Annotated in this window: 29 protein-coding genes; 10 read left to right on the top strand and 19 right to left on the bottom strand. The window is 43.3% G+C overall.

What is annotated here, in order from left to right; genetic code table 11:
• The first annotated feature begins 62 nt into the window (after positions 1-62).
• Genes murI through JBF11_RS02905 form a run of 4 tightly spaced genes read left to right on the top strand, consistent with a single transcriptional unit; the run spans position 63 to position 3,160 of the window.
• Positions 63-872, top strand: a complete 810-nt coding sequence (murI, locus tag JBF11_RS02890) for a glutamate racemase (protein WP_334315879.1) — start codon at positions 63-65, stop codon at positions 870-872.
• Complete coding sequence (truA, locus tag JBF11_RS02895) at positions 872-1,654, top strand: tRNA pseudouridine(38-40) synthase TruA (protein ID WP_334315880.1); 783 nt, start codon at positions 872-874, stop codon at positions 1,652-1,654. The genes murI and truA overlap by 1 nt, the downstream gene beginning before the upstream one ends.
• Positions 1,647-2,615 (top strand): pseudouridine synthase, encoded by a 969-nt coding sequence (locus JBF11_RS02900; RefSeq protein ID WP_334315881.1) that lies wholly within the window; start codon positions 1,647-1,649, stop codon positions 2,613-2,615. Before truA ends, JBF11_RS02900 begins: the two co-directional genes overlap by 8 nt.
• On the top strand, positions 2,612-3,160 hold the full coding sequence (locus JBF11_RS02905; RefSeq protein ID WP_334315882.1) for an HPP family protein: 549 nt from the start codon (positions 2,612-2,614) through the stop codon (positions 3,158-3,160). Before JBF11_RS02900 ends, JBF11_RS02905 begins: the two co-directional genes overlap by 4 nt.
• A 62-nt stretch (positions 3,161-3,222) precedes the next feature.
• On the opposite strand, the gene JBF11_RS02910 is transcribed toward JBF11_RS02905, so the two are convergent.
• Complete coding sequence (locus tag JBF11_RS02910) at positions 3,223-4,446, bottom strand: acetate/propionate family kinase (RefSeq protein WP_334315883.1); 1,224 nt, start codon at positions 4,444-4,446, stop codon at positions 3,223-3,225.
• A 182-nt stretch (positions 4,447-4,628) separates the two neighbouring features.
• On the opposite strand from JBF11_RS02910, the gene JBF11_RS02915 reads away from it, so the two are divergent.
• On the top strand, positions 4,629-6,152 hold the full coding sequence (locus tag JBF11_RS02915) for a flagellar hook protein FlgE (RefSeq protein ID WP_334315884.1): 1,524 nt from the start codon (positions 4,629-4,631) through the stop codon (positions 6,150-6,152).
• A gap of 158 nt (positions 6,153-6,310) precedes the next feature.
• Positions 6,311-6,646, top strand: coding sequence for a hypothetical protein (locus JBF11_RS02920; protein WP_334315885.1), 336 nt, complete (start codon positions 6,311-6,313; stop codon positions 6,644-6,646).
• Positions 6,647-6,648: 2 nt separating this feature from the next.
• On the opposite strand, the gene JBF11_RS02925 is transcribed toward JBF11_RS02920, so the two are convergent.
• The 12 genes from JBF11_RS02925 to ahbA form a co-directional block, all read right to left on the bottom strand.
• Positions 6,649-8,802, bottom strand: coding sequence for an AMP-binding protein (locus JBF11_RS02925; RefSeq protein WP_334315886.1), 2,154 nt, complete (start codon positions 8,800-8,802; stop codon positions 6,649-6,651).
• An 18-nt stretch (positions 8,803-8,820) separates the two neighbouring features.
• Positions 8,821-9,348 carry a PqiC family protein gene (locus JBF11_RS02930; RefSeq protein ID WP_334315887.1) on the bottom strand — a complete coding sequence of 176 codons (528 nt, stop codon included), beginning with the start codon at positions 9,346-9,348 and terminating at the stop codon, positions 8,821-8,823.
• 59 nt (positions 9,349-9,407) lie between these two features.
• Entirely contained in the window at positions 9,408-10,325 is a 918-nt protein-coding gene (locus JBF11_RS02935) for an MlaD family protein (RefSeq protein WP_334315888.1), read from the bottom strand.
• A gap of 69 nt (positions 10,326-10,394) precedes the next feature.
• Positions 10,395-11,138, bottom strand: a complete 744-nt coding sequence (locus JBF11_RS02940; RefSeq protein WP_334315889.1) for an ABC transporter ATP-binding protein — start codon at positions 11,136-11,138, stop codon at positions 10,395-10,397.
• Positions 11,139-11,147: 9 nt separating this feature from the next.
• A complete protein-coding gene (locus JBF11_RS02945) occupies positions 11,148-12,302 on the bottom strand; it encodes an MlaE family ABC transporter permease (protein ID WP_334315890.1) in 1,155 nt (384 codons plus the stop codon).
• Between the two features lie 20 nt (positions 12,303-12,322).
• On the bottom strand, positions 12,323-12,802 hold the full coding sequence (rfaE2, locus tag JBF11_RS02950) for a D-glycero-beta-D-manno-heptose 1-phosphate adenylyltransferase (protein ID WP_334316307.1): 480 nt from the start codon (positions 12,800-12,802) through the stop codon (positions 12,323-12,325).
• Between the two features lie 29 nt (positions 12,803-12,831).
• A complete protein-coding gene (trpS, locus tag JBF11_RS02955; protein WP_334315891.1) occupies positions 12,832-13,833 on the bottom strand; it encodes a tryptophan--tRNA ligase in 1,002 nt (333 codons plus the stop codon).
• 9 nt (positions 13,834-13,842) lie between these two features.
• Positions 13,843-14,517, bottom strand: a complete 675-nt coding sequence (locus JBF11_RS02960) for a site-2 protease family protein (RefSeq protein WP_334315892.1) — start codon at positions 14,515-14,517, stop codon at positions 13,843-13,845.
• Between the two features lie 108 nt (positions 14,518-14,625).
• Entirely contained in the window at positions 14,626-15,249 is a 624-nt protein-coding gene (locus JBF11_RS02965) for a FlgO family outer membrane protein (RefSeq protein ID WP_334315893.1), read from the bottom strand.
• A gap of 8 nt (positions 15,250-15,257) precedes the next feature.
• Complete coding sequence (locus JBF11_RS02970) at positions 15,258-15,506, bottom strand: hypothetical protein (RefSeq protein WP_334315894.1); 249 nt, start codon at positions 15,504-15,506, stop codon at positions 15,258-15,260.
• A 1-nt stretch (position 15,507) separates the two neighbouring features.
• Positions 15,508-16,239, bottom strand: a complete 732-nt coding sequence (locus JBF11_RS02975; RefSeq protein ID WP_334315895.1) for a FlgO family outer membrane protein — start codon at positions 16,237-16,239, stop codon at positions 15,508-15,510.
• Between the two features lie 95 nt (positions 16,240-16,334).
• The gene (ahbA, locus tag JBF11_RS02980) at positions 16,335-16,799 is read right to left on the bottom strand and encodes a siroheme decarboxylase subunit alpha (protein WP_334315896.1); all 465 of its coding nucleotides are present in this window, start codon (positions 16,797-16,799) and stop codon (positions 16,335-16,337) included.
• Positions 16,800-16,917: 118 nt separating this feature from the next.
• Here ahbA and icd point away from each other — a divergent pair, with 118 nt between their 5' ends.
• The 3 genes from icd to JBF11_RS02995 all read left to right on the top strand — a co-directional run bounded on the left by icd (position 16,918) and on the right by JBF11_RS02995 (position 19,919).
• Positions 16,918-18,090, top strand: coding sequence for an NADP-dependent isocitrate dehydrogenase (gene icd, locus JBF11_RS02985; protein WP_334315897.1), 1,173 nt, complete (start codon positions 16,918-16,920; stop codon positions 18,088-18,090).
• 141 nt (positions 18,091-18,231) lie between these two features.
• A complete protein-coding gene (locus tag JBF11_RS02990) occupies positions 18,232-18,483 on the top strand; it encodes an FmdB family zinc ribbon protein (protein ID WP_334315898.1) in 252 nt (83 codons plus the stop codon).
• Positions 18,484-18,506: 23 nt separating this feature from the next.
• The gene (locus tag JBF11_RS02995; RefSeq protein WP_334315899.1) at positions 18,507-19,919 is read left to right on the top strand and encodes a DegQ family serine endoprotease; all 1,413 of its coding nucleotides are present in this window, start codon (positions 18,507-18,509) and stop codon (positions 19,917-19,919) included.
• Positions 19,920-19,970: 51 nt separating this feature from the next.
• Here the strand turns inward: JBF11_RS02995 and JBF11_RS03000 are convergent, their stop codons facing one another.
• From JBF11_RS03000 to JBF11_RS03025, 6 genes are read right to left on the bottom strand one after another with little or no spacing between them, the layout of a single operon-like run.
• On the bottom strand, positions 19,971-20,735 hold the full coding sequence (locus JBF11_RS03000) for a rhamnan synthesis F family protein (protein ID WP_334315900.1): 765 nt from the start codon (positions 20,733-20,735) through the stop codon (positions 19,971-19,973).
• A 7-nt stretch (positions 20,736-20,742) separates the two neighbouring features.
• A complete protein-coding gene (locus JBF11_RS03005) occupies positions 20,743-22,107 on the bottom strand; it encodes an aminopeptidase (RefSeq protein WP_334315901.1) in 1,365 nt (454 codons plus the stop codon).
• A 13-nt stretch (positions 22,108-22,120) separates the two neighbouring features.
• Positions 22,121-23,512, bottom strand: a complete 1,392-nt coding sequence (gene selA, locus JBF11_RS03010; protein ID WP_334315902.1) for an L-seryl-tRNA(Sec) selenium transferase — start codon at positions 23,510-23,512, stop codon at positions 22,121-22,123.
• 8 nt (positions 23,513-23,520) lie between these two features.
• Positions 23,521-24,834 carry a bifunctional folylpolyglutamate synthase/dihydrofolate synthase gene (locus JBF11_RS03015; RefSeq protein WP_334315903.1) on the bottom strand — a complete coding sequence of 438 codons (1,314 nt, stop codon included), beginning with the start codon at positions 24,832-24,834 and terminating at the stop codon, positions 23,521-23,523.
• Between the two features lie 7 nt (positions 24,835-24,841).
• Positions 24,842-25,498, bottom strand: coding sequence for a hydrogenase nickel incorporation protein HypB (gene hypB / locus JBF11_RS03020; RefSeq protein ID WP_334315904.1), 657 nt, complete (start codon positions 25,496-25,498; stop codon positions 24,842-24,844).
• Between the two features lie 7 nt (positions 25,499-25,505).
• Positions 25,506-25,862: a hydrogenase maturation nickel metallochaperone HypA/HybF gene (locus tag JBF11_RS03025; protein WP_334315905.1), complete on the bottom strand. Its 357-nt coding sequence runs from the start codon at positions 25,860-25,862 to the stop codon at positions 25,506-25,508.
• 69 nt (positions 25,863-25,931) lie between these two features.
• Between JBF11_RS03025 and JBF11_RS03030 the strand changes: the two genes are divergently transcribed.
• Positions 25,932-26,495 carry a YqiA/YcfP family alpha/beta fold hydrolase gene (locus tag JBF11_RS03030; protein WP_334315906.1) on the top strand — a complete coding sequence of 188 codons (564 nt, stop codon included), beginning with the start codon at positions 25,932-25,934 and terminating at the stop codon, positions 26,493-26,495.
• Positions 26,496-26,584: the final 89 nt, after the last annotated feature.

Below are 26,584 nucleotides of genomic sequence, written 5' to 3' on the forward strand. Positions count from 1 at the left end.
TTTGTTGCCATTATCCGTCATTTGTAATAATAAAAGTTTGTAGTTATTTTTGAGGGAATGCGATGAACAATAAATCTATCGGTCTTTTTGATTCGGGTGTCGGCGGGCTGACTGTTTTAAAAGCCCTTTTGGACGTTCTTCCGAATGAAAAATATGTGTATTTAGGCGACACCGCCCGTCTTCCTTACGGAACAAAAAGCAAAGAAACCATTATCCGCTATGCCCTGCAATGCACGGAAAAACTTATGGACAGGGATTTGAAACTTCTTGTTGTCGCGTGCAACACCGTAAGCTCCGTCGCTCTTCCAAGCCTGAAAGAAAAATACCCGCAGATTGAAATTGTCGGAGTCGTCACTCCTGGAGCGGAAGCCGCCTGCAATGCCACAAAAAACAACAATATTGCCGTACTCGGGACAGAATCGACAATAAAAGGCAAAGCTTACGATAATGCGATTTTAAAAATCAATCCCGAAGCCGTTGTCACAGGCAAGGCTTGCCCTCTTTTCGTAGGCATGGCGGAAGAAGGGCTTTCCAAGGGGTTTTTGGCGGAAGAAATGGCTAAACATTATCTGAAAGATATTTTATCGCAAGAAAATAAGCCTGATACCCTTGTGCTCGGCTGTACGCATTTTCCGCTTTTAAAACAAGCCATTCAAAATGTTGCGGGAAAAGATATGCAGTTGGTGGATTCCGCGCAAACAACAGCAAAAAAAGTTGCTGAACGTTTACGGACGGCGAATGCGCTTGCGGACGGCAAAAATCCATCCGTCGCATTTTTAACGACTGATGACACGGAAAAATTCAAAGCTGTCGGCGAACCCTTTTTAGGATTCTCCCTGCGCGAAAGCCATGTGGAATTAGTGGATTTGTAATGCCAAGGCTTCGTCTTACCTTAGCGTATGCAGGAACAAATTACAAAGGGTGGCAGCGCCAGCTTCAAGGCGATGTTGAATTACCAACCGTTCAAGGCGTTGTCGAGAAAGAAATTTCCCGTATTTGCGATACGAAAATTTCCCTGCAAGGCTCCGGAAGAACCGATACGGGCGTGCATGCCGACTGCCAAGTCGCCCATTGCGATATTCCGGAAAACAAAACGAGGCTTAATTGGAAACTGGCGCTCAATACCGCTCTGCCCCATGATATACGTATCAAAGAATATGCGATTGTCGCCGATACCTTCCATGCCCTTTATGATGTTGAAAAAAAAGCCTATACGTATAGCCTGTGGCTTGACAGAAATTTCGTTCCCCCCAAATTATATCCCTATACATGGGCTTGCGGAAAACTTAATTTAAATGCGGTTGACGAGGCAATACAATATCTCATCGGCGAACACGATTTTTCTTTCGCGCAAAACCAAGGAACAAACATAAAAACCACAATCAGAACCGTTTACGAAATAAACCGCACTGATTTTGAAAAACAGCATTCACAAGACCCGAGCAATTATGAATTAAAAATCACGTTCATCGCCAACGGTTATTTAAAACAAATGGTCAGAAACTTGGTTGGCATACTGGTTGCCTGCGGAAAAGGAAAAATGCGGGCAAACGACATTCCGGAACTTATTCTTGCAAAAGACAGGAAAAAATCTCCTCCTACGGCCCCTCCCCAAGGTTTGACCATGACGCGGATTTGGTACAAAGATGAATGAACAAAAATACGTTTGCAAAAATTCAGACGAAAATAACCGTCTTGATTATGTGCTTAAAACAGTCTTTTCAATGCACAGCATACGCTCCGTCAAACGGCTTTGCGAACAAAATACTGTTCTTGTCAATGAAAAACCGGCAAAAGCAAGTTACAAGGTAAAAGAAAATGACTGCATTTCCATAATCGGACAAGAAAAATCAGCCAACCACGCAGCCGTTCCTATTCTTTTTGAAAACAAGGGATATTTGGCTTGCTATAAAAAACCGTTTTGCCACAGTGAACACCATGCCGGAAACAATGCTTTTTCTCTTGAATTTCTTGTCCGCACGCAAATCAATCCCGATTATATCTTATTAAACCGCCTTGATTTTGCAACATCCGGAATTATTGTTTTTGCAAAACATCATAACGATTATGAGCAATGGAAAAATTGGCAGAAAAATCAAAAAATTGAAAAAAAATACTTTGCCCTTGTTGAAGGAAAACTGGATACCCCGTATTCAATCAACAACAAAATCATCACCCGTAAACACAAAAAAGTCTATGTTTCCCATGAGCCGGGTGACAGAATAACGCAAATCGCCCCCTTTGGAATACATGAAAACGCCAGTCTCGCGGACTGCACGATTTTTCAGGGAGCAAGACACCAAATACGCGCCCATTCGGCTTTTTTGGGATTTCCTCTTGTTGCGGACATGAAATACGGTGCAAAAACAGATACTTTCCAGACACTGAAAAATATTTTCCCTATTCGTCCAGCGCACGGCTCGGAAGCTGAGCAAAAACAAGAACTCAATAAGCCATATTTTCCATGCTCTTTGGAAACATACCGAAATGATACGGAACATTTTTGCCTGCACCATTATTTTGTAAGCTGCCCCGCTTTTTCCGTTCCCGTGCTTCCGCCGTATTTTCATATTCTCAATAAACCAATGCAAAACGCAATGCTAAAAATGCTATGAGTAAAAAATCCTATTTCCAAAAAATAAAAGGACAGGAAAAATGTCCTATACGGGAATTTCATTTTTCTGAAATGCTTCTCTCCTGCTTCGGCTGTTTTCTTGTGATACTGCTTATATCCATAATCGATGAACTTTCCCACGAACTTTTCACAAACCAGCCTCTTTTTGTCGCCCCGGTCGGAGCAAGCGCAGTCATGATTTTCGGTATTCCGACAAGCGTATACGCGCAGCCGAGAAATGTGATCGGCGGACATTTTCTTTCCGCCTTATGCGGGGTTTTCGCCTATTGGCTTTTTCCTCAAACGGTGATTTTCGCCGGTGCGTTTGCAGTCGCGCTTGCCATGGCTGTCATGTACACGACCCAAACCATACATCCGCCGGGAGGAGCCACAGCGCTTTTAGCCATTATCGGCGATGAAAGAATTACGAACTTGGGTTTTTCTTACGCTTTTGTCCCTTGCCTCAGCAATGCCGTTATCCTTGTGCTCTGCGGCATACTTATCAATAATCTTTCGGGCAAGCGCTCTTATCCGAAATTCTGGTAATAAAAAAGTCCCTTTTATCGAAACAAATTCAATAAAAGGGACTTTATTTTTATCTGAAAATCTTAGTAACCCAAAATCTTCAGCGTGGTTTGCATAATTTCAAGTTCTTCGTTGGTTGGAACGACAAGAGCTTTAATTTTGCTGCCTTTTTTATTGATTTCGCGAGGTTCGCCGGAACGGATTTGGTTCAATTCCTCATCAAGTTCCAAACCGAAAGGTTCAAAAGCTTTGCAGATAGGTTCACGGGTTACGGGAGCATTTTCGCCGATACCGCCGGTAAACAGAATACCGTCGATTTTTCCAAGCACGGCAAGGTATGCGCCGATATATTTGATGACGCGGTAATTGAAAATATTATTTGCCAAAACAGCGTTTTGATCACCTTTTTCAATCATGCTTTCGACATCGCGCATATCGTTGCTGCCGGTCAAAGCTTTCAAACCGGATTGTTTATTCAAAACATCAGACATTTGACTTGGGCTGAGACCTTCCTGTTCCATGAGGAAAAGCGGCAAAGAAGCATCGATGTCACCGCAGCGGGTACCCATTAAAAGACCTTCCAGCGGAGTAAGCCCCATGGTGGTGTCGACACATTTTCCGTCTTTAATCGCAGTAATGGAGCAGCCATTTCCAAGATGACAGCAAACACCGGTAAACGTATCTTTGCCAAGATATTTCGCAGCGGTTTTGGAAACAAATTTGTGGGAAATGCCGTGAAAACCGTAACGGCGCAAACTGTATTTTTCGCTGTATTGTTTCGGAATGCCATAGGTGTAAGCGTAATCGGGCATGGTGGTATGGAAACCGGTATCGAAAACGGCGACAGCGGGAACACCGGGCAAAATTTCTTCAATAACCTCGATGCAAGCGAGGTTGGCTGGGTTATGCAAAGGTCCGAGCGGAATATAATCACGGATGACTTGCTTTACGGTTGCATCGATTTTCACTTCGGAATAATGAGGTCCGCCAAGAAGCACGCGGTGTCCGGAAGCGACGATTGAATCAAAATTAGGCAAAATGCCCATATCGACAATACGTTTCATCATGTCACGGATACCGTCGCCATGGGTTTTATAGTGCACATCAAAAGCCTGTTTATCTTCTTTATCCGTATCGGGATTGATTTTAAAAATAATTCTGCCATTGTCACTGCCAATTCTTTCAGCCAAAACGGCAAGAATCGGTTTTTCATTTTCACAGGAAAGAATTTGTGTTTTAAATGATGAGCTGCCTGCGTTGATAACCAACACATATTTGCCCTTGAGTTCTGCACTGACTGATGCCATGATTTTCTCCTTATCGCAACTGACAAAATTTAGTTTGTTTTTTCTTGTAAGCTCACAATTAAATTTTGTCAAGTAAAGCTTATAAATAAGTAATTTGGCACAGTTTATGCTTAATACGCTGTAAGCAAAAAAAGAGGGAAAATTTTGCCGATCATTTCTATTTATTGGCAGGAGCAGCCATTATGATACAAGGATTATATACAAGCGCAACAGGCATGATGAGCCACTCGTCAGGACTTAATGTCGTTTCGCAAAACATTGCAAACGTCAACACCGTTGCTTTCAAACAACAGCTTTACCTGATCGGGGATTTGTCAAGCAAAAATTATTCCGCAGGCGGAGCGTACGAAGTCGAGGTCAAGCAAGTCGGCTTAGGTTCGCATATAAGTGAGGTCCGTTCCAATTTTAAAATCGGCAATTATGAAAACGGAAGCGCCGAAACGGACTTGGCTCTTTCCGGCAAAGGGTATTTCCAAGTCACCCTTGAAGATGAAACGTATTACACAAGAGCCGGCAACTTCAGATTTAATGAAAATGGTTTTTTACGCGCTCCGACCGGGCATTTTCTCATGGGAATACCTATTGACGCCAATGGTAATGAAGCGAACTACATGGAACCTATTCAAATCAACACCAATGATGAACTTCTCGCCAGTGACCCGCCGAAAGCGACAACTTCGATAACTTCCTCGCTGAATGTTTATAACACCCAAAATGTTTACAATGACGAGAACAATCCGTATTTTTCCATGCTGCAAAGCTGGAACGGAAACAGTACCCCGCCGCTCAGCACTTCCGCAAAATCGCTCGGTTTGCAGTTCTATGACGCCAACGGGGTAAAACACAGTTTGAATGTCTATTTCGACCCTGCACCGTCAACAAACGGAAATCAAGTCTATGAATACATTGTAGCCATGGACCCCGAGCTTGACGCCCGTGCGGAATATCAGGGAACAAAAAGCGCGGGGCTTCTCATGACGGGTACAATGACATTTTCCAGCGCAGGAGAACTTCAAAACATGAATTCCTTTTCTCCGCAAGGCGGAGATTTGACCAATCCCGCCAACTGGACCTTGTCCGAGCTGCAAAACGGCTTGCCAAGCGTAACCGTTCAATTAGCGGGACAACCAAGCCAAACCATAGCACTCAATTTAGGAATGAAAAGCAACGGAAATTCATGGACTAACGGTCTGAACGGGGCTGTAAACGGCATAAGCGCCGCCGATATCGGCAAAACCTTTGTCAATATCCCCGGCATGACTAATCCGGAATTCAATTCCAACGCAACAACAGCCCTGCGGACAAGCCCTTCCTTGAAAAACATGAGCCAAGACGGATATGGCGCCGGAGAACTGCAAACCATGTTCATCAATGAAAACGGCATAATCCAGCTATCCTACACCAACGGACAAAGCCATGACCTCTACCGCATTCCCGTTGCGCGTTTCACAAGTGAAGACGGGCTTTACAGGGCGGGCAACAACCTTTATCAGCACACGTCAGAAGCAGGCAATGTGGAATTCGGCATCGCAGGAACGGAAAACTACGGCGAGGTCATGTCACAAACCCTTGAAACATCAAACGTGGACATGGCGACGGAAATGGCAAATATGATTGTCTTGCAGCGCGGTTTCCAATCCAACAGCAAAAGCTTGCAAACCGTCGACACCATGCTGCAAAAAGCCGTTGAACTCAAGCGAAATTAACCTGAAGGCGGTATGAAAATACCGCCTTTGCCATACGTCCGAAAAATACGTTTATTTATTGCAGGATTGTTCGGCGCTTCTTTTTGCTTGCTCTTCCTGAAAGTTAACCGTATACTTTTTTTACAAAATAATACCGTATCGGATAGTTTCGGATAGTTATGGAAAAATTACTTTTAAAACTCGCAAGCCAGCTTGATTCCATCGACCAAGCGTCTTTAGACGCCTTATGGGATAAATATGCCCAAATCGTCAACAACTTTGAACCGACAAAACGCTGGGAAGAAGCTGTGCTTGTTCTTTCTTTCATTCAAGCGAAAAACTGGAAAAATCAACTTTTCAACACCCAATGGGCAATGCGTTCCAAAGTTTCTTCCCTCATAGACATTGACGGAACAGGAACAAAGAATACATTCAGCGGCATGGTGAAGGAACTGAAAAAAGAAGATAAGCCTAAGAAAAGAGCTGAAATTTTACAGTTCACCCCCAAAGCATAAAATCAGCTTGCCGTCATTTCGTCTGCCATCACCTTTGCTTTGTTATAATCAAATTTGCCGCTTCCAAGCAAAGGCGCTTGTTTCACGCACAAAATTTTCTTCGGCGTCCACAAAGCGGAAACGCCTTTTGTTGCAAAATACGTCGCGATTTCATTTGTGGTGACATCCTGCTTTTCAATGATAAGAACAAGCTGTTCCCCTTTTTTGGAATCAGGAACAGCAACAATTCCCAAGGGCACGTCAGGCCATAATTCCGACAAAGCCATTTCAATAGCGACAAGAGAAACCATTTCCCCGCCCAATTTGGCAAAGCGCTTCGCACGCCCTTTTATGTAAATAAAACCGTATTGATCGACTTCCACAATATCGCCCGTGTCATACCACCCCTCAAGGATTTGCCCGTCAATTTCGGCTCGGGGTTTTTCCAAAACCCCTTTGTTGCTTGCACGCATATACCCGAGCATGACATTATCACCCTTGACGCATAAAGAGCCGCCTTCCGTTATGCCTTCAACTTTTTTCAGTTTGTATTCGAGTCCGGGCAGCAATCTGCCCACGCTGTTTTTTGCCTTGTTAGCATCCGTATTCACGGAAAGGACAGGGGAAGTTTCCGTCGCACCGTATCCTTCCATAATTTCAACGCCGAATTTTTCTTTCCAAGTCTTGGCTGTTGATTCGCGAAGTTTTTCCGCGCCTTCGATAACAAGCCGGGTATTGCAAAAATCATAAGGACGCCCGTAGCGTGCATAGCCTGCCAAAAACGTATCCGTTCCGCAAATGACCGTTGACTGGCTTTCATAATACAGTTTCGGCACAATTCTGAAATGCAGCGGAGAAGGATAGAAAAATACCTTAATGCCGCTTGTCAAAGGCAAAACAGTACCCACGCCAAGCCCAAAAACATGGAATAGAGGCAAACAGTTGAAAAGCCTGTCTCCGGAATGGACGGACAAAACCCCGAGGGCTTGCTCTTTGTTCACAAGAACGTTTTTATGGCTGATAAAAACAGATTTTGGCAATCCCTCCGTGCCGGAAGTAAAAAGAATGGCGAAAGGTTCGCTTGCAGGAGTTTTTACAACATGGCAAAACATTGTCGCAAGAAGCCCTTTGATCTTATCCGTAAAAGCAATGCGTTTCGCAATATCCTCCAAGTAAAGAATGCGCATGCCCGCGTCCAGAATGGCTTTTTCCAAAAATTCCAACTCGCCGAGCCTGATAAAAGTACGCGAAGAAACAACGGTTTTCAAATCCAAAGTTTGGCAGCTGCCCACAACAGAATAGGCTCCTGCCGTAAAATTTATCATGACAGGAATTTTTTGTGTTAAATGAAATCCCAAAAAAGACACAATACCCGCCAACGAACTGGGAAGCATGAAACCGAGGCGCAGCTCGTTTTTTGTCAACCTGGCAAGGGCACGTCCGAGAACATTCGCTTTCAATAAAATTGTCTTGTAATCAACACACTTTCTTTCCTGATCTTCAGCAATGATGTATTTTTTTCCGTGAACTTTCATCGCTTCCACAAAAGCTTGGGCGAAATTCATATCGGTATTTGTGGATTCAAGAAGAAGGTTGCTCATGATGTCATACAGTCTTATCGCATTCAATTTTCTGCGTTTTTTGCCGCTTACCGTTAAATCTTTGTCAATGCTCTGCGCCGGAAGAACTGTCAAAGTAATTTTAGGAAAATACCGCAAAAGCTGTTTATGGCGAAAATAGGAAAATTTTGAATAGGCGGCGCCGCTGATACGTACGGGAACGATTTTAGCCTCCGTCCTTTCCGCTATCATGGCTGTCGCTTCGAGGATTTTCATGAAATGACTGTCCTGCATGAACGATTTTTCATGAAAAACCATACAATGTTCGTGCTTTTCAAGAGCGTTGACAAGCTTAAGCGTTGATATGGGGGAATTGAAATCAGCCTCTAAAATTTTAGAACACAATAAAAACGGACGTATCCACCATTTTTTATAAATCTTACTGTCAATGGCGACCGTAATCCTATTATTCAAAAAACAGGAAAGCAGGAGAGGGTCAAGCAAAGAACCGCAGTTTGAAACAAGCAAAACCCTGTCGCCTGCGTTCGTATAGTGTTCAATATCGATAACTTGAACCCTAAAGAATATTTTCAATAAAAAACGTATGATAAAATGCAAAATTATTCCCTTCCCCATTTACCGGATATGTGCATAAATTGCATCGGACATGGCCTGCGCCAACAAATAAAGCAATTCCCCATAAGCTTGCACAAAACCTGAATAATTATGCTCCACAGACAATTTCTTATAAAAACTGGCCTGCAAAATTTTCATTCCGCCTTTTTGCAGCGTCCAAAAAGCGTCTAATTCCAGATAATCATTGATATTGCCTTCAAAATGGCTGATATCGACTTGAATTGTATAATCAGGATGCATGCCGAGTTTTAAAGGAACGGCGACTCCGTTTATTGCCGTTAAATTATTGGTTAAAGCATCGGACAAAACCCGGCTTATCGCCTTATCCAAGTTTTCACCCCAGCGGTGGCGCTCTTCAATAATGATTTTCGCCCCTTTATCGCGCATAACAATTTGCGGTCTGTTCAAATATGAAGGAATATTGATATGCATAATGGCAAAAACCGGTCCCGAACCTGTTTGCAGCCTGTTCCTGTACTGCTCCGCGTACTCGTTTGGAACATCAATGATATAGACACTGGTAGGCATAGAAATATGACTGCAGGAACAAAGTAAAACTAAACAACAGAACATAAAAAACTTTTTCATTATTTCGCCTTTCCGAAGATTAATGCATCCGGTTGGTTTTCCAAAAGTTCAGCTAAATGTGAAATGGAGTTGGCGGCATCACGCAGTGACTGCAAGGTTAAAAATACTTCCTGCATGAAAGCGGAATCGTCCTGTGTCAGACGCGAACCGTTTTTTGCAAACCTGTCAACATATTTCAAAATAGCAGGAACAGCATGATTAAACAGCTGAGCCAATTTTCTGTATTCCAAAACGGTATTTTTGGTTTCATTTTCAAGTTCGTTGACTTTAGCAAGAGCGGCATTTAAATTTTTGCTCATTTCAGGCACATTGATTTCAGCCAAAGCGGTATTTGCATTCTCCAATAAAAGCAATACGTTTTTACTGATGTCGCGGATAGGCAAATCTTCAACATTGGATAAAATGCTCTCAAAAACGTTAGGCAAAGTCGGAATTTGCACAATCCCTTCATATTTTTGTTTCTTTTCCTGAGATAAGGGTTCGGGGTCATTAACCATGACCAAATCCACAACAAGCTGCCCCGTAATCAGGCTCGCTGTCGTGAGTTTCGCCCGCAGTCCTTTGTCAATAAGCTCATACACATAATTTTCGTCATCAATGTAATAGAGGAAATTATGATTTTCATTGATTGAATCCACTCCCCCGGAATTTTCATTAAGTTCAATAATAACGACAGTTTTAAAAGAAGCGATTTCGGAAGTGGGCACAATGTAAATTGAACGGACACGCCCGACAGGAACACCATTAAAAAACACGGGGGAATTTATATTCAAGCCGCGCAGCGAGGAATCGAAAAACAACGCGAACGAAGACTGCTTTGTTCCGTAATTTCCATAACCAAGCAGAAAAAAAGCTAAGCATACCAATACAATAGAACCAAAAACAAAAGCCCCGACAACTGTTTTATTTTTAAACACAATACTCTCGCCTTTTCTTATTGTTTTTCATACCATACTGAAAAAAAAGCAAAGTGTCGATATTAAAAACTACCCTGCTTCCCGTTTTAAAAATTTCCGCACAGCCTCAGGACCATGTTTCAGCAATTCATGGGGATTGCCTTCCGCAAGCATGGTTTTAGACTGCGCATCAAGCCAGACCGCGTTGTTTGCAACAGCAAAAATACTTGCCAATTCATGAGTCACGATAATAATCGTCATACCCAAACTGTCACGCAGCTGCAAAATAAGTTCATCCAAACGGGCGGAACTCACGGGGTCAAGCCCGGCTGAAGGCTCATCCAAAAAAACAAAATCGGGGTCAAGAGCCAAAGCCCGTGCAATGCCTGCCCTTTTTCGCATACCGCCGCTGATTTCAGACGGATAATACTCTTCAAATCCGCTCAAACCGACTTGTGCAAGTTTATACCTTGCCACTTCATAAATCTGTCTGGCATTTAAATTCGTAAACTGTTCCAAAGGAATAGCGATATTTTCTGCCAAGGTTCTGGAAGTCCATAACGCCCCGCCCTGAAACATCACCCCTATCGAGCGCAAAATATCCTGCTGCACTTTTTCATTGCCCCAAAAATCGACACCGCGATAAAAAACCTGCCCCGCACATGGTTTCAAAAGCCCCATCAAGACCCGGAGCAAAGAACTTTTACCGCATCCGCTGCCTCCCATTATCACAAAAATATCTTTTTCTTTCACCGAAAACGTTAAATTTTGCTGAATGATTTTACTTCCGTACGCGACGGTTAAATTCTTTACATCAATGAATGAAGCCTGCATGCCGACGCCTTATAAATTGAACTTGCTTAAAATAATGGTTAAAATCGAGGTTGATACGATTATGCCGATAATGGAATGAACAACCGCCAGCGTTGTCGCCCGTCCGACGGCTTCAGCGTCACGCCCGCTCACAATACCCTGATAACAGCCGGATAAGGCTATCAGTATGCCAAAAATAAAAGAATGAAGCAGCCCTACGATAATATGCTGAATCTGCGTAAAGCTTCTCACATTATCCAAAAAAGCATTGAACGATATGTCCCAGCCAAAGAAAATAACCGCATATCCGCCCAAAATACCCATGAAATCGGAATAGACCGTCAAAAAAGGCATCATCAAAGCCAATGCTATAAAACGCGGCAAAACCAAAAATTCCATAGGATTTATGCCAAACGTTTTTAAAGCGTCAACTTCTTCATTTACCTGCATGCTCCCGATAGTTGCGGCATAACTCGCCCCAATCCGTCCGGCGATGACAATTCCCGTTAAAACCGGACTCATCACCCGAACCATGGAAACGGTAATCAAAGAGGAAACATAAATTTCAGCCCCGAGAACCTGTAATTGAATGGCGCTGACAAAAGCCAAGATAAGCCCCAGCAATATGCTGACAAGGGAAATGATAGGCAAGGAAGAAGCGCCCGCATTATAAATTTCCTGCCAAACATCCTTGGAGCTGACGGCGGCTTTGCCTGACACGAACTGCACCAAAGCGATGGCGACTTCACCGACAAAATCCATTGCAGTTTTAATCTGCCGGATTTTATAGAACGCCCAAGAACCTAACAGGGTTAAAGGGTTTCCGCCCGATTTTTGTTTTGCGTTACGGGGAGCGGAACTTGCATAACTGACAGCGATAAGTTCTTGCATTTGCAGAGGCAGCGCCCCAGCATCGCATTCTATTTTTCTTTTTTTCGCCTCATCGGCAAGAGAGCAAAAAAAGGATAAGAGAAGAGAACCCCAAACCGGGTCACGACCTGCCGATGAATGGTATTTCAATCGGATTTTCTGAATTTTTTCCTTGCGGATTCGGGATAAAACTTCTTTTTGCCGTTCGTACAAATCCTGCCGTGCCGAACGGGAAAGATTTTTTATTGTCCAATCACCTTGGGCGGTTATTTCCAAATAAGAGCCGTTTATTGAATACAATAACAAATCGTCCATACCCTGCACCCGAAAAAGGCTTATTTCGACACGTGATGTGTTTTTGCAATCTTATCAGCCAAATTTGTGGTTGAATAACCTTGGATAAGCGGTAAGGAATAAACCTTGCCCCCATTGTCTTCAACAATTTCCCTGCCCACGATATTCTCTATCCGCCAATCTCCGCCTTTCACCAAGACATGGGGCACAAACGCTTCAATCAGCTTTATAGGCGTGTCTTCATCAAAAGAAACGACAATATCCACGCTTTCCAAATGCGCAAGCACAAAAGCTCTCGCCTCATACGTATTAAACGGGCGGTCGTCCCCTTTGCCCTGATTTTTCACAGACGTATCGCTATTCAAACCAAGCACGAGAATATCGCCAAGTTCTTTCGCCCTTTGCAGCAAATCAACATGTCCGACATGCAAAATATCAAAACAACCGTTTGTAAAAACAATTTTCTTACCTTGCTGCTTATACCGTTCAATTCGGTTTTTCGCCGTTTCAAGACCGCACATTTTAGAATGCGTAAGCATGGGATACCCTTTTATACCAATTTCATTTGCTGACGGACTGTGCGCATAGTTTCCTCCGCGTTTTTACGGGCGACTTCATTGCCTTTCGCAAGCACGTCATGAATATAATCTTTGGTGATCGCCGCTCTTCTTTCATGAATGGGAGCTAAAAACGCTTCCAGACTTTGCATAAAGATTTTTTTGCATTCAACACAGCCTAAGCTTGCATTCTTACAGCCTTCCCGTATCTCATTTTGTTTATCCGCATCCGTTAATAAAACATGATAAGGAAATAAATTGCACACGTTGGGATTTCCCGGATCGCTTTTGCGCAAACGGGCAGGATCGGTAAACATGGATTTTACTTTTGGAGCGATGGTTTCCATGGTATCGCTGAGGAAAATGCCATTTCCGTAGCTTTTGCTCATCTTGCGTCCGTCAAGACCGGGACATTTCGCGGCAGGCGTGAGCTTTGCCTGAGGTTCCGGAAATGTCTCCCCATACAAGTAATTGAAACGGCGTGCAATTTCGCGGGTCAGTTCCATATGGGGCAGCTGGTCCTGCCCGACCGGAACCCAATTGGGACGGTAAATGAGAATATCTGAAGCCATAAGCACCGGATAGCCTAAAAAACCATAGTTCCCCAAATCTTTTGTTGAAATTTCCTGCTGCAGTTCTTTATAGGTCGGGTTTCTTTCAAGCCAGCTGTTGGGCGTTATCATGGAAAAAAGCAAATGCAGTTCCGCATGCTGTTTTATTTGGGATTGACGGAAAATTGTGCATTTATTCGGGTCAAGACCGACGCTCAGCCAGTCGAGAACCATTTCGTCAACAAATTCATTGATACGTGAAGTATCCGCATAATCGCTGGTAAGCGCATGCCAGTCCGCCACAAAGAAAAAAGCCTTATTATCTTCCTGCATTTCAACAAAATTTTTCAGCGCTCCGAAATAATGCCCGATATGCAGCGGTCCTGTCGGACGCATACCGGAAACCGTGCAGGAATTTTGAATTTTCGCTGTCTGTTCAATCATATTTTTCTCCTAATTTAAACCGAATATTGACAAAATAAGAAATCCCGTGCCACGAATGAAAGGCATGACGATATAGCTGAAAAGCCCAGTAAAAATGAGCAGCATCAAAACAAGCATACCGTAACGCCCGAACATTTCAAATTGATAAGCCATTTTTGCAGGCAAGATCCCCATAAGGATTTTGCTACCGTCAAGCGGAGGGATAGGCATAAGATTGAGCCACATAAGACCTATGTTCGCCCATATTCCCACAACGCACATATTGATGATGAAGTCCAGAGACGGACCGAATCCCATAAGCGTTTCATTCGGAAACAAAAGCAATACCCGCAGCAACAATGCAAAAAACAAGGCTAAAAAAAGATTTGCCATAGGTCCCGCAACGGAAACAAACATCATATCCCTGCGGATATTTTTAAAATAACGGGGATTGACCGGAACCGGCTTGGCCCAGCCAAAAACAAAAGGACTGAACAGCGCCGTAAAAACAAAAACAATCAACCCGACGGGATCGATATGAGGCAAAGGATTCAGGGTAATTCTGCCAAACATCATGGCAGTGGGATCGCCTTTTTTATAAGCGACATAACCATGTGCCACTTCATGCAAAATAATTCCGAGCAAAACCGGAATGAATGAATAGGACAATTTCTGCAATGCCGCTGCTAACTCAAAGTTATTCATGGAAAACAACATATACCGAAATTGTAAAAATCTCAAGAAAAAAGCTGTAAAAAAAGAGGGAAAACTCCCTCTTGTCCCCTCAACCCTTACGGTTATCCGTAATAAAATTTATAATTTCGTCCGCACGCTTGGCGCCAATACCGGTTCTTCGTCAGGCTCTTCCTCAAGCAACGGGTAAATTTCCGCATAAACAGGCACTGTACCGTTTCCGGATGCGATCACTTCATGGGAACTTGCATGAAGCAAACGGCAATTGTAACGGACGGAACGGCTTGTTATCGTATATGTGCCGGTAAGCACGAGTTCGACTTCAAATTCGGTTCTGAGCAATTCCTCATGCTTTCTTGACAAAAGGAACTCGCCTTTATGGGGAAAAATTTCAATATCGGTTCCCCTGCGTATCTCGAAAGTCCTATACCCTTTTATTTTCAGCTTATTGGCGATTTCTTCCGCGATTTGACGGGATAAGGTATTGGTCTTTTCAAAATCATTAATATTGACAGGTACTGTCATGATAATTCTTAAATTCTTACGGGTGTAATTTTCGCCGAGCAATTCAAGAAGCTGTTTATCCATGGTATTGACAATTTCATCCGCGCAGGCGGGAACATATCCTGTTCCCAAGAGCGTTGACAATGCCCTGTTCAATGATGAGCTGAAATCATTCGCCGCTGCCGTAAAAGGAATAAGCATTGAAAGCAAAAGAAGGGTCAAGATGATTATTCTTTTCATAATAATTCCTACCGCATTGCATGAATGGTTCTTTCAAGAGCTTCCATTTCGCTTTTCAAACGCAGAATAACCGGTTCCGTACGCGCAGATGAAAGAGCCAAAGAATAATACTGATACGCAAGTTCATAGCGTTCCGCATTTCTGTTTTCAATGGCTATGCGCCAATTGCTCATAGTGAAAGGGGATTCTTCGATATATGTGTGCGAAGTCGAGCAAGCGCTCAAACATAAACAAAAGGCGATAAAAAACTTTTTCATGCTATTCACCGGGAACTACTTTTATGGAGGTGCTTGGCAAAACAGGAGGCAAAGGCTTCGGTTTCACTTTTGTCATTCTGCCGACTATGGGCGTCACGGGCATAACGATTTGCGCCGTCCGCAAAACCATGCCGTCACTGCCCCGTATCAAACGGACATTGATAAAAATATATTCTTCATCGCGGTAAAACGTGCCGGTAACAAGAGCCGCTTTATTTTTAAGCACGGAAACCTTGTACGTTCCGTCGCTTATCCCATAGGCATTGCCGTTTTCATTAATAATGAGGTCCCTTGCACTGAAATCCCGGACGGCAAAACCCCGCTGATTGAATTCATACATGAAAGCCTGACGCAAATACTGCCCCAAGTCCGTTTCCGCCCGCATGTCGTCCTGCGGAGTGAGGGTCGTGATATAAGCGACCATTCCTTTTATGTTTTCGGGATACCACATTTCCAAAAGCTGGGAAGTAAGTTCACGGGCTTTTAACCGCAGCTCATGGGCGTTCAGGTATGCTTCGCCCGGACGCTGTTTTTTTCTGATACCGAGTTTTACGGAAGAGCTGTTGGCGATGTTGGGAACCATGATGACTTCTTTTTCACCGAACGTATAACTTCCGTAATCACCGACGGGCAAAGGCTCATCGGCTGTCCGCCCTGAACCGCTTTCGGCGCGGCAAGGAACTATGTAAACACTAAGAGCCAAAAAACTCAAAGCTATCAATCGTTTTATCATAAAAACCCCGAATTTATTCATGTATCCGTTGAAACTACTTTTCGGAAAGTTTTTAAAAAAGTTTAGCCGGGACTTTAAACTTTTTCTAGAAAACTTTAATCATCCTGCATTGCGAAATCAACACGGATTTTAAACAGCTTTGTCGCCGGCAGATTCAAAATTTCGATTCCGGTTTTTGCGGTGATGCCAGCCAACGTTTCGCAGACATTTTCCCAAGAAGGACCTATCAGTGTAAACCAGACATTATATTCATGCTTTCTCAAATAATTATGCGTCACGCCTTTTTTTGCGTTCACTTCCTGAATGAACAAATCCAATTTATCATCCGGAACTTTCGCGGCGCAGAGGGTTGAACGGAAACCCAATTTTTTGGACTGAAAATTCGCCCCCAAACGCCGGATAATGCCCTGTTTTTTTAAATTCAGAACATTGGCCAGAACCTCTTCTTCTTCCATGCCGATTTCATCGCCTATGACTTTGTAAGGACGGGAAGACAAAGGAAAATTCGATTGAATGATATCCAATATTTTTTTATCGGCGTCATTTAATTGGTAACTCATGATTCACCCGCTTTTTTTGGCGACATTAACTATTTTCCTATTTTTTGACAAGTCAAAAAATCGCTTGCGTCCGAAATTATTTTGCAGGATACTGGGACTTTCCTTAGGGGGGTAAAGTATGCAACATACGATTTATTGGATTGAGGGCGACGGCATTGGCGCGGATATTTGGAAAGCCGCAAAGCCGGTAATAGACGCAGCTGTCGAATGCGCTTATCACGGACAGGAAGAACTTATTTGGAAAGAACTTTTGGCAGGCGAAAAAGCTTATAAGGAAACCGGTCAATATTTGCCGGAACAAACCTTGGAAGCATTGAAATCCGCCCGTGTCGCCATAAAAGGACCGCTCGCGACACCGGTCGGAACCGGCATAAGAAGCCTCACTGTCGCTTTGCGTCAGACCTTTGATTTATACGCCTGCATACGGCCTGTGAAATGGTATGAAGGCATAATTGCCGCTGTCCGCCATCCTGAAAAGGTGAATATGACCATTTTTCGTGAAAACACGGAAGACGTTTATTCCGGCATTGAATTCGCCTCCAACACCGATGAAGCAAAAAAACTGATAAATTTCTTAAATCAAAACTTTAACAAAAACATTAAAAGCGAATGCGCCATCGGCATAAAACCGATGACGGAATACGGCTGCAAACGTCTTGTGCGCAGGGCTGTCCAGTATGCTGTAAAAAACAATCTTCCCAGCGTAACCCTTGTGCATAAAGGCAATATCATGAAATTCACGGAAGGCGCCTTTCAAAAATGGGGCTATGAAGTGGCGAAAGAGGAATTTGCAGACTGCACGATTACGGAAAAAGAAGTACGTGAAGGAGCTGACCCGCAAAATAAAATCATCATTAAAGACAGAATTGCCGATGCGATGTTCCAAGAAGCGCTTATCCGTCCGGAAGAATACAGCGTCATCGCAACCACAAATTTAAACGGCGATTATCTGTCCGATGCCTTGGCGGCGCAAGTGGGAGGGCTCGGCATGGCTCCGGGTGTGAACATGTCTGACAGTTTGGCAATTTTTGAAGCGACACACGGCACCGCTCCGACCGTTGCGGGAAAAGATGTCGCCAATCCGTGCAGTCTGCTTCTTTCTTCCGCCATGCTTTTGGAGCATATCGGACTTGACAGAGCCGGCACGGCAATTCAAAAAGCCATACAGAACTGCATAGATAAAAAAATCGTAACCCAAGACCTGGCAAAAGAAATCGAAAACGCCGAAACGGTTTCCTGTTCTTCTTTCGGAAAATTGCTGACCGCAGAAATACGGCAAATGTCTTTCTGATCATTTTCTCAAAAAATAACAATAAAAACACTATATTATCCTGGTGTTTTTATTTTTTTAATAAAAAAGCCTTGCCCTTCACACAAGAATGATTAAAATAATGACAAGCTTATACAGCGAATACAAAAAGAGGTGCTTTTTATGCCAATGTTCGATTTTCTTTGTCCTAAGTGTCAGCATAAATTTGAGGAGTTGGTTTTTGGAGATGAAAAGGCAGTTTGTCCGCAATGCGGCGAAAAAGACATTGAAAAATTGGTAAGCGCCCCAAGTCCATTAAAAACAGGAGCTTTTCCTTTTAAAGTAGGTCCTGTGCACTCACGCGTCGCCATGAATAAGAATCTGGCGAAACCCGTATGCAGCGGAGCTTGTTCCGGTTCCGTTTCCAATGAGTGATTAATGGCGATCAAGGAGATTTCATGAAAAAAATATTGTTAAACGTTTATGTTGCCGCGCTCATAGCGGTAACAACAGTTTCTTCCGCTTTCGCGGGAATTGACCTTCCTTCAATCAGTCCTCTTGTGAAACAAGTGGGGTCCGCTGTTGTCAACATCAGCACGGAGCGCATGGTAAAAGACCAATTCGGCTTTCCCGGCATGCCCCGTGAATTTCAGGAATTTTTTGACCAATTCAGCCCCTTCATGGGACCGCAGGGCGGAACGAGGGAACGCATGCAAAGTGCGTTGGGAACCGGTTTCATCATTTCCAAAGACGGTTATATTGTCACCAACAACCATGTGGTTCAAAACGCCGATAAAATCTATGTCACGTTAGCTGACCAAAACAATAAGCAAGACAAAGCGGAAGCCAAAATCATCGGAACCGATTCCGAAACCGACTTGGCACTGCTGAAAATTTCCGTAAAAAATGATTTGCCTTCCGTAAAATTCGGTGACTCCGACAAAATGGAAGTCGGGGACTGGGTTGTCGCCATCGGCAATCCCTTTGGTTTGAGCAATACTGTCACAACCGGTATCGTCAGCGCCAAAGGCCGTGACATTCACGCCGGACCTTATGATAACTTCATTCAGACGGACGCTTCCATCAACCCCGGAAACTCCGGCGGACCGCTTCTCAATTTGGACGGTGAGGTTATCGGAATCAACACCGCCATTGCCGCAAGCGGACAAGGCATCGGATTCGCCATTCCGAGCAAATTGGCTTCTTCCATTATCGAACAGCTGAAATCAGGACAAAAAGTAAGCCGCGGCTGGATTGGCGTAACCATTCAGGACCTTGACGATGTGACAGCCAAAGCCTTGGGGCTGAAAGACCAAAAAGGGGCGCTGATCGGTTCTGTGATGCCTAATGAACCCGCAGCCAAAGCGGGATTGAAAGCCGGCGACATCGTAATCAAAATCGGCAGCACCCCTATCAACAACGCCAGTGACCTGACAAGAGTCATCGCTTCTTATAAGCCGAACAACAAAGTGAATGTCACTGCCATCCGTGACGGAAAAGAAAAACAGTTTACCGTTCAGCTCGGCGAAAGAAACACCAATTCCCAAGCCGGAAACAAGGATATTCAAAAAGGCTCCAGCTTAGGACTTTCCTTGCGTGAACTTTCCAACCAAGACAGACAAGCGCTCAGAATACCTGAAAATATCAATGGTATTTTAATTGTCGATGTAAAACAAAACGGTTTGGCTGCCAAAGCAGGCATCATGCCTCAGGACATTATTCTTGCCGCCAACTTAAAACCGGTAAAAACAATAAAGGAACTCACCGATATTCTTGATAACGAAAGCAAAAAACGCGGGGCGATCGTTCTGCAAATCTACCGCCAAGGCAATTCTTTCATTATCAGCATTCCTTTGGAAGAAAAAAAATAAACAATGAAACTAAAAAGCACTTCATAACGAAGTGCTTTTTTTACATTCAATTCATATTTTCAAAATACATTTATTCACATAAAATTCATATAACGGATACGTCACCCTATGCGAAAGCAATTTTAAAATAAAATTTCTCAACATGCTTCCCTTACGATACGAATATCCCTGTTCCGCAATACAGCAGCCCAATAACGCTTCACATTGATACGTGAAATCGGAAAAACGGTTGCCGCTTGTATTGACAAAATCATGAACAGCGTATTTGTGCTGCAAACACTTATACAAATGCGCCCTTACCATAAATATCGTACCGCCATAATATTTATCGGGAGAATGAGGAATAGAAATTAAATAAGGAAAATACCCGCTTGCACCCAATTTTTCATCATCGATAAAATCCTGCAACCTATTCCTGACAGTGGTCTTTCCAAGAATATCATTGAGCATGCATTCCCGCCAGTAATGCAGACCGCAATTTATTCCATTGATTTTTCTTCGTTGTTTAACATCCCGTTTCGTATGAATTTTATAAAGAATATCATACTGGTCCAAATCAAGGGAATCAAGCACTTCAAAAAACGGGTATAAATCAGCTCCCTCATTTTTAACAATATATATATATATATTAACTGCACAAGAAAAACTTTGTTTTATGCTGTCAAACAATTCCTTATTTTCAACAGGAGTCGTTATATATAAATCAAAAGCGCCAACCTCTTGTAAATTCAGCAAATACGGCTTTATTTTTTCCCAAAGCTCATGATAATACAAATGAAAAACAACCGCTTTCCTTAACTGCCCGACAGTTTCCATACCTACCCTATTCAGCGCTGTAAAAGACTTTATACGCTTCTTTCGTGTAATATATGTCAGCAACAGATGAAAGTTCAAAAGGACTGTGCATGCCGAGAAGGGAGGGACCCATATCAATGGTGTTCATTCCATAAACAGCGAGGAACAGGGCAACGGTTCCCCCGCCGCCGTGGTCGACTTTACCGAGAGCCGCCATTTGCCATGGAATTTCCTTTTCGGAAAAAATATTTCTCAACCATGCGACATATTCAGGATGGGCGTCATTAGCTCCGTATTTACCGCCGGATCCGGTAAACTTGCATAAGGTCGGACCATGCCCAATCGTGGAAGAGTTTTGCTTTTCGTGCAGTTCTTGCCAGTCAGGGTCGATAGCCGCGTGCACGTCAGCGGAAATCGCTTTGCTCGCAAGCATGACCGTACGCATTGTCGAATCGGCGGACCATGCCCGTATGCTGTCCTGAACGCAATATTCAAAAAAGCGGGAGCTTGCCCCTGTCGTGCCCTCGGACCCGATCTCTTCTTTATCCCAAAGCATTAAAGCTGTCGTATATTCAGGATTTTCAACTTCCAAAAAAGCTTCTAACGCCGTGTATACGCAAATTCTGTCATCTTGCCCGTAACCGCCGACAAGCCCGGAATCCAAGCCCACAAAACGGGCTTCGCCGGCAGGTACGACTTGAATTTCAGCGGAAAGCAAATCTTCCTCGACAATGCCGAATTCCTTATGCAAAAGCTGCAGCACCTGCATTTTTATGGGATTTTCTTGTTTGTCTTTTCCTTTTTTAGACAATGGAATATGCCCGATGACGACATTCAATTTTTCCGCTTCAAACGCTTTTGTCACGGTTTGCGCAACATGTTCCTTTGCCAAATGGGGCAATAAATCGGAAATGGTGAAAACAGGATCGCCCGCTTTTTCACCAATGACGATTTTAACCGTTTCACCGTTTTTTTTCACAACAACGCCATGCAAAGCCAAAGGACGCGCAAGCCATTGATATTTTAAAATCCCGCCGTAATAGTGAGTTTTGGCTTGGGCAATGCCGACACTTTCAAGTATGGGATTTTGTTTGAAATCAAGACGCGGGCTGTCACTATGGGCGGTGATGAGGCGAAAGCCTTCGGCTATGTCTTTCTTGCCTTTCCGGATTGCGAACAGGCTCTTATTATGCAGGACCGCAACGTATTTCCCGTTTTCAAAATCGGAACAAAAACCGGCTTCCCGCAAACGCTTTAAAGCCGCCGCAACGCATTCGCGCTCCGTTTTATTTTCAGAAATGAATTTCATGTATTTTTTTGCAAAATCATGCATGAGTTTTTGTTTTTTCGCATCCGTCTGTTCCCAAACCGATTTCACTTCATATTTTAACATATCCTTACTGCTCCTATAAAATTGAAAGAATACAATTTCTTATCAAAATGAATTCTTCATTTGCTATGGTTCTCACATCAAACAGAAACTTATCTCGTTCAACCCTGCCGACAATGGGCGGATCGGTTTTTAAAAACCTTTCTTTCCATGCCTTTGCCGAAAATGCGGAATTTTTTTCCAAAAACTCGACACAAACCGCATACGTCGGCAAATCGGTTTCAGGAAACGCTCCGCCGCCTACCCGCGAAATATTTTCTTCAACCGTCAGTTTAACTTTTTCTTTCGGCATTATGCCTTTCAACATATTATGAAGTCTTTTCGCTTTCTTTTTTAAAATGTCTTTTGAAGCAGTCAGCGCATTGAGTGTCGGAATTTTTTCAAAAGCGAGCTTTTCATCATAATATAAGCGGAGCGTGGCGGATAATGCGGACAAAGTGAGCTTGTCACAGCGAAGAGCTCTCAGCATTTGATTTTTCTTTATTCTGTCAATATATTCCTTTTTACCGGCGATAATGCCCGCCTGCGGTCCCCCTAAAACCTTATCTCCGGAAAAGGTGACAATATCGATGCCGGAAGCGACGATTCCTTTCACGGTAGGCTCATTGCGCAAACCAAAAGCGGATAAATCAATCAAACTTCCGCTGCCTAAATCGTGAATAAGCGGAATATTTCTCGAATGCGCAAATTCTGCAAGCTCATGATTGGGCACATCTGCCTGAAAACCGATGATACGGTAATTTGAGGTATGAACTTTCAAAACAGCTTTCGTATTTTCCGAAAAAGCGTCCTGATAATCTTTCAAATGGGTCTTATTGGTCGTACCGACTTCATGAAGCGCCGTTCCGCTTTGCTTCATGACTTCGGGTATTCTGAAACTTCCTCCGATTTCCACAAGTTCGCCGCGCGAAACAATGACTTCACCGCCAAAGCAGAGACTGTTCAGCACCAAATATACGGCAGAAGCGTTATTGTTGACGACAAGGGCGGCTTCCGCCCCCGTAAGTTTGCAAATATCTTTTTCAACCAAAGTATGACGGCTGCCGCGTTCACCTTTTTCAAGGTCAAATTCCAAATTGCAATAACCGCTTGCAGCAAGATTTACGGCGTCCAGCGCCTCTTTTGCCAACACGGAACGCCCTAAATTCGTGTGGATGACAACCCCGCTCGCATTGATCACTTTTTTCACCCGGGGCGATAAGGCGTAACAAACATATTCTTTTAATGCACTGAAAAGTTTTTCTTCTTTCAAGTCCTCTGCTTTTATCAGATTATCTTTTATTTGCCCGCGTTTTTCCGACAAAAAAGCATTGACAGCATCACAAAGCAAGGCATGCGGATACATGGTATCGCGAAATTGCCGTAAACAAATATCGACGGAAGGCAGCAGTCTGTATAAGTTACTCATCAGCTATCCTAATATGATAATTGAAGTTTTTCCGGATAAAGCGCATAAAATTCAGAAAGCAGGTACAAAGAACCGAAAATAACGCAAGGATTTTCTTTATTCGTCACAAGATCGGGTAATTTTTGCATGAGTTCTTTTAAATTTGTAAATTTCGTTACCGGAATGCTGAATAATTTTTCAAGTTCTTCCGCTTTCATCGCCCGCTCATTATCTTGAATTTCCGTAATATAAACAGGAACAGTCAAATGGTTTTCATGCAAATAGTTCTCAATCATTTCCACAAGCCGGACCGGGTTTTTATCTTTTAAACAGGAAAAAACAAGGGCGGAAGGCACAATCTCCTCAGTTTTCAAAGCAGACACTAAACTTTGCAGGCTATGCGCATTGTGCGCGCCGTCCAAAATAAGGGCGGGCATTTCATTTTTGGCACTGACCTGCTGAAAACGTCCCGCAATGAACGCTGAACTCAATCCTTCGGCAAGGGCTTTTACCTCTAACGGCTTATGATATAAATCGCAAAAAACATGCCATGCCAAAAGCGCCGTCTGCGCATTGACATATTGATGTTCGCCTTTCAATCCAAGCTCATATTGCAGTCCGTCCTTATGAAAAACCTTTATGCAAGCCGGAAGTTCAGATACGCAAGACATGGTGTAATAAGGAATATTTAAAGCCTTGGCACGCTCTTTCAAAATTTTCTCGACGCTTTCATCCTGCGGAGCGGAAACAACGGCTTTTACCCCCTCACGAATGGCGTATGATTTGTCTTCAGCAATGTTTTCAATGCTTCCGCCAAGCAAATCGGTATGGTCCAAGGCGATAGGCGTAAAAACCACAATGCTTGCCGGGATAACGGTTGTCGCGTCGTTTTTTGCCCCAAGTCCCGCCTCATAAACAAGCACGTCAGGTTCGGAATACATGAAAGCCATAACCGAAATCACGGTCAAAAGCTCAAAATACGTCAAATCCGGCACGGCGCCCGTTGCTTCGGCGATCAAACTCGCCCATGCGGCTTTCGGCAAAAGCCTGTCATTCATTTTTATACGCTCAAGCGGCGTCACAAAATGCGGTGAAGTAAAAATTCCTGCTCTGTATCCATATGATAAGGCTATGGAATGCAAAAAAGTGGCTGTCGAGCCCTTGCCGTTTGTGCCGACAACATGGAAAATCGGGCACGGAAAACGCAGTCCGAGCAAAAACTTTGCGTTTTCCATACGTTCCAGCCCTAATTCCATATGGAACATGCCAAGCTTGTTCAGATAATTTTCAACGTCTGCAAAACTCTTAAACTCATTGGAAATTTTACAAGAGCAATGTGTCATACAATACCTATCGTTGTTTGCATGCAACTTGTTTGCGAAGCCATGCATACCAATTCTGCAACCCCTGGCACGTCCTGCATGAAACTTCGAATATTTCAATGTCACCATTCAAAGCTTTGCCGAACTTGGAAGCCTTCGCCACATCAAAATCAACATAATCGAGCAAATCAACCTTATTGATGACCATAGCATGGGCAAGCTGGAAAAGTCTGGGATATTTTTCAGGCTTATCATCGCCTTCGGCAGCACTCAAAAGAGCGATTTTTGCGTCTTCGCCGCAATCGAATTCAACCGGGCAAACCAAGTTTCCCACATTCTCAATAAATAAAATATCAAGTTCTGACAAATCAAAAGCGCTGATCACGTTTTTAATCATTTTACTGTCCAAATGACAGCCGCCGTCCGTATTGATTTGAACGGCCTTGGCGCCTGTCGCCGCAACACGTTTGGCATCATTATCCGTTTGGCAGTCCCCTTCGATAACGCCCATTTTAAATTCATTCCGCAAATCCGACAGCGTTTTTTCCAATAAGGAAGTTTTGCCGGAACCTGGTGAGCTGATTAAATTCAGCACCAAAACCTTATTTTTTGCGAAAATTTCCCTCAATTCACCGGCAATGCAATCATTCGCTTCCAAAATATTGCGTTCAATGGAAATATCCATAAAAACCTCACTCATCTGCTTCAATTCTGTCTAAAAAAATGCCCTCGCCTTTCACAATCTCAAAACTTCCCTCTTCCCCGCACTTAGGGCAGGCAAGAAAAAAATAATCTTTTTGGTCAGTTATAAAACTATGGGAGCATAACCTGCATTTCAGCGCCAATTCATCCTTCACAAGATTGAGCTTTGCCCCTGCAAATTCAGAATCTTTTGTCAAAACTTCAAACGCAAAAGCCAAAGAATCAGCCACGATATTGGATAAAACCCCATAACGCACCGTTATGGAACGCAATTTCGCAACCTTGTGCTTTTCCATTTCTTGTGCTACCAATTCAAGCACATTTGTCATCAGTGATACTTCATGCATAAATTGCTTTATAGTATAGAACAGCAAACTCGTCTAGATAAATTTTTTTTCACATGAGGATTTTCAAAAATGAATGCAAATACACAGTGTTTCGCCTATATTCATGGTTTAAACAGCGACAAAAATTCCCGCTCCTGTAAAGAGATACATACATTGCTCGGTTCCGTGCACGATTTTTATTATGATTATACGCAAAATGCCTTGCTTGCGCTTGCCGAAATTGAAAATAAATTATCGGACGTTCATAAAAACAATCCAAATCTCAAGCTTATCGGCTCTTCCTTAGGCGGATTTTTCGCCCTTTATCTGGCGCGAAAATATCAATTATCCTGCACGGTCTTTAATCCTGTGACTTTCCCAAGTGAACAACTCGCCCCTTTTAAAGGAAAAAATTACAATTTCTACACCAACCGGGAATGGAATTTAACGGACGAAATTTTACAATCTTATACACGGTTACCGCTGTCAACGGATATGAAGCTCATGCCGGCTATTGTCCTCGGTCTGAATGACGAGACCGTTTCCCCAACGGTTACGATACATTTCTGGAAACACCACGCAAAAATACTGCTCACAACCGAAGAACATTCCATAACAAATTATCAAAAGTATTTATCGCTCCTAAAAAAATAAGGCTGTCCCAAGACAACCTTATTCACTCCATACAAACAACAAAAAAAAGTTTGTATGGCATAAACCCTGCGCTAAATTCACGCTTTGTT

The organism is Taurinivorans muris (genome assembly GCF_025232395.1).
Classification (GTDB): Bacteria; Desulfobacterota; Desulfovibrionia; order Desulfovibrionales; family Desulfovibrionaceae; genus Taurinivorans; species Taurinivorans muris.

Excerpts from the sequence above, each read along its gene's own strand:
- murI (WP_334315879.1), top strand. The coding sequence starts at position 63 with ATGAACAATAAATCTATCGGTCTTTTTGATTCGGGTGTCGGCGGGCTG.
- truA (WP_334315880.1), top strand. The coding sequence starts at position 872 with ATGCCAAGGCTTCGTCTTACCTTAGCGTATGCAGGAACAAATTACAAA.
- JBF11_RS02900 (WP_334315881.1), top strand. The coding sequence starts at position 1,647 with ATGAATGAACAAAAATACGTTTGCAAAAATTCAGACGAAAATAACCGT.
- JBF11_RS02905 (WP_334315882.1), top strand. The coding sequence starts at position 2,612 with ATGAGTAAAAAATCCTATTTCCAAAAAATAAAAGGACAGGAAAAATGT.
- JBF11_RS02910 (WP_334315883.1), bottom strand. The coding sequence starts at position 4,446 with ATGGCATCAGTCAGTGCAGAACTCAAGGGCAAATATGTGTTGGTTATC.
- JBF11_RS02915 (WP_334315884.1), top strand. The coding sequence starts at position 4,629 with ATGATACAAGGATTATATACAAGCGCAACAGGCATGATGAGCCACTCG.
- JBF11_RS02920 (WP_334315885.1), top strand. The coding sequence starts at position 6,311 with ATGGAAAAATTACTTTTAAAACTCGCAAGCCAGCTTGATTCCATCGAC.
- JBF11_RS02930 (WP_334315887.1), bottom strand. The coding sequence starts at position 9,348 with ATGCCTACCAGTGTCTATATCATTGATGTTCCAAACGAGTACGCGGAG.
- JBF11_RS02940 (WP_334315889.1), bottom strand. The coding sequence starts at position 11,138 with ATGCAGGCTTCATTCATTGATGTAAAGAATTTAACCGTCGCGTACGGA.
- JBF11_RS02945 (WP_334315890.1), bottom strand. The coding sequence starts at position 12,302 with ATGGACGATTTGTTATTGTATTCAATAAACGGCTCTTATTTGGAAATA.
- rfaE2 (WP_334316307.1), bottom strand. The coding sequence starts at position 12,802 with ATGTGCGGTCTTGAAACGGCGAAAAACCGAATTGAACGGTATAAGCAG.
- trpS (WP_334315891.1), bottom strand. The coding sequence starts at position 13,833 with ATGATTGAACAGACAGCGAAAATTCAAAATTCCTGCACGGTTTCCGGT.
- JBF11_RS02960 (WP_334315892.1), bottom strand. The coding sequence starts at position 14,517 with ATGAATAACTTTGAGTTAGCAGCGGCATTGCAGAAATTGTCCTATTCA.
- JBF11_RS02965 (WP_334315893.1), bottom strand. The coding sequence starts at position 15,249 with ATGAAAAGAATAATCATCTTGACCCTTCTTTTGCTTTCAATGCTTATT.
- JBF11_RS02970 (WP_334315894.1), bottom strand. The coding sequence starts at position 15,506 with ATGAAAAAGTTTTTTATCGCCTTTTGTTTATGTTTGAGCGCTTGCTCG.
- JBF11_RS02975 (WP_334315895.1), bottom strand. The coding sequence starts at position 16,239 with ATGATAAAACGATTGATAGCTTTGAGTTTTTTGGCTCTTAGTGTTTAC.
- ahbA (WP_334315896.1), bottom strand. The coding sequence starts at position 16,799 with ATGAGTTACCAATTAAATGACGCCGATAAAAAAATATTGGATATCATT.
- icd (WP_334315897.1), top strand. The coding sequence starts at position 16,918 with ATGCAACATACGATTTATTGGATTGAGGGCGACGGCATTGGCGCGGAT.
- JBF11_RS02990 (WP_334315898.1), top strand. The coding sequence starts at position 18,232 with ATGCCAATGTTCGATTTTCTTTGTCCTAAGTGTCAGCATAAATTTGAG.
- JBF11_RS02995 (WP_334315899.1), top strand. The coding sequence starts at position 18,507 with ATGAAAAAAATATTGTTAAACGTTTATGTTGCCGCGCTCATAGCGGTA.
- JBF11_RS03000 (WP_334315900.1), bottom strand. The coding sequence starts at position 20,735 with ATGGAAACTGTCGGGCAGTTAAGGAAAGCGGTTGTTTTTCATTTGTAT.
- JBF11_RS03005 (WP_334315901.1), bottom strand. The coding sequence starts at position 22,107 with ATGTTAAAATATGAAGTGAAATCGGTTTGGGAACAGACGGATGCGAAA.
- selA (WP_334315902.1), bottom strand. The coding sequence starts at position 23,512 with ATGAGTAACTTATACAGACTGCTGCCTTCCGTCGATATTTGTTTACGG.
- JBF11_RS03015 (WP_334315903.1), bottom strand. The coding sequence starts at position 24,834 with ATGACACATTGCTCTTGTAAAATTTCCAATGAGTTTAAGAGTTTTGCA.
- hypB (WP_334315904.1), bottom strand. The coding sequence starts at position 25,498 with ATGGATATTTCCATTGAACGCAATATTTTGGAAGCGAATGATTGCATT.
- JBF11_RS03025 (WP_334315905.1), bottom strand. The coding sequence starts at position 25,862 with ATGCATGAAGTATCACTGATGACAAATGTGCTTGAATTGGTAGCACAA.
- JBF11_RS03030 (WP_334315906.1), top strand. The coding sequence starts at position 25,932 with ATGAATGCAAATACACAGTGTTTCGCCTATATTCATGGTTTAAACAGC.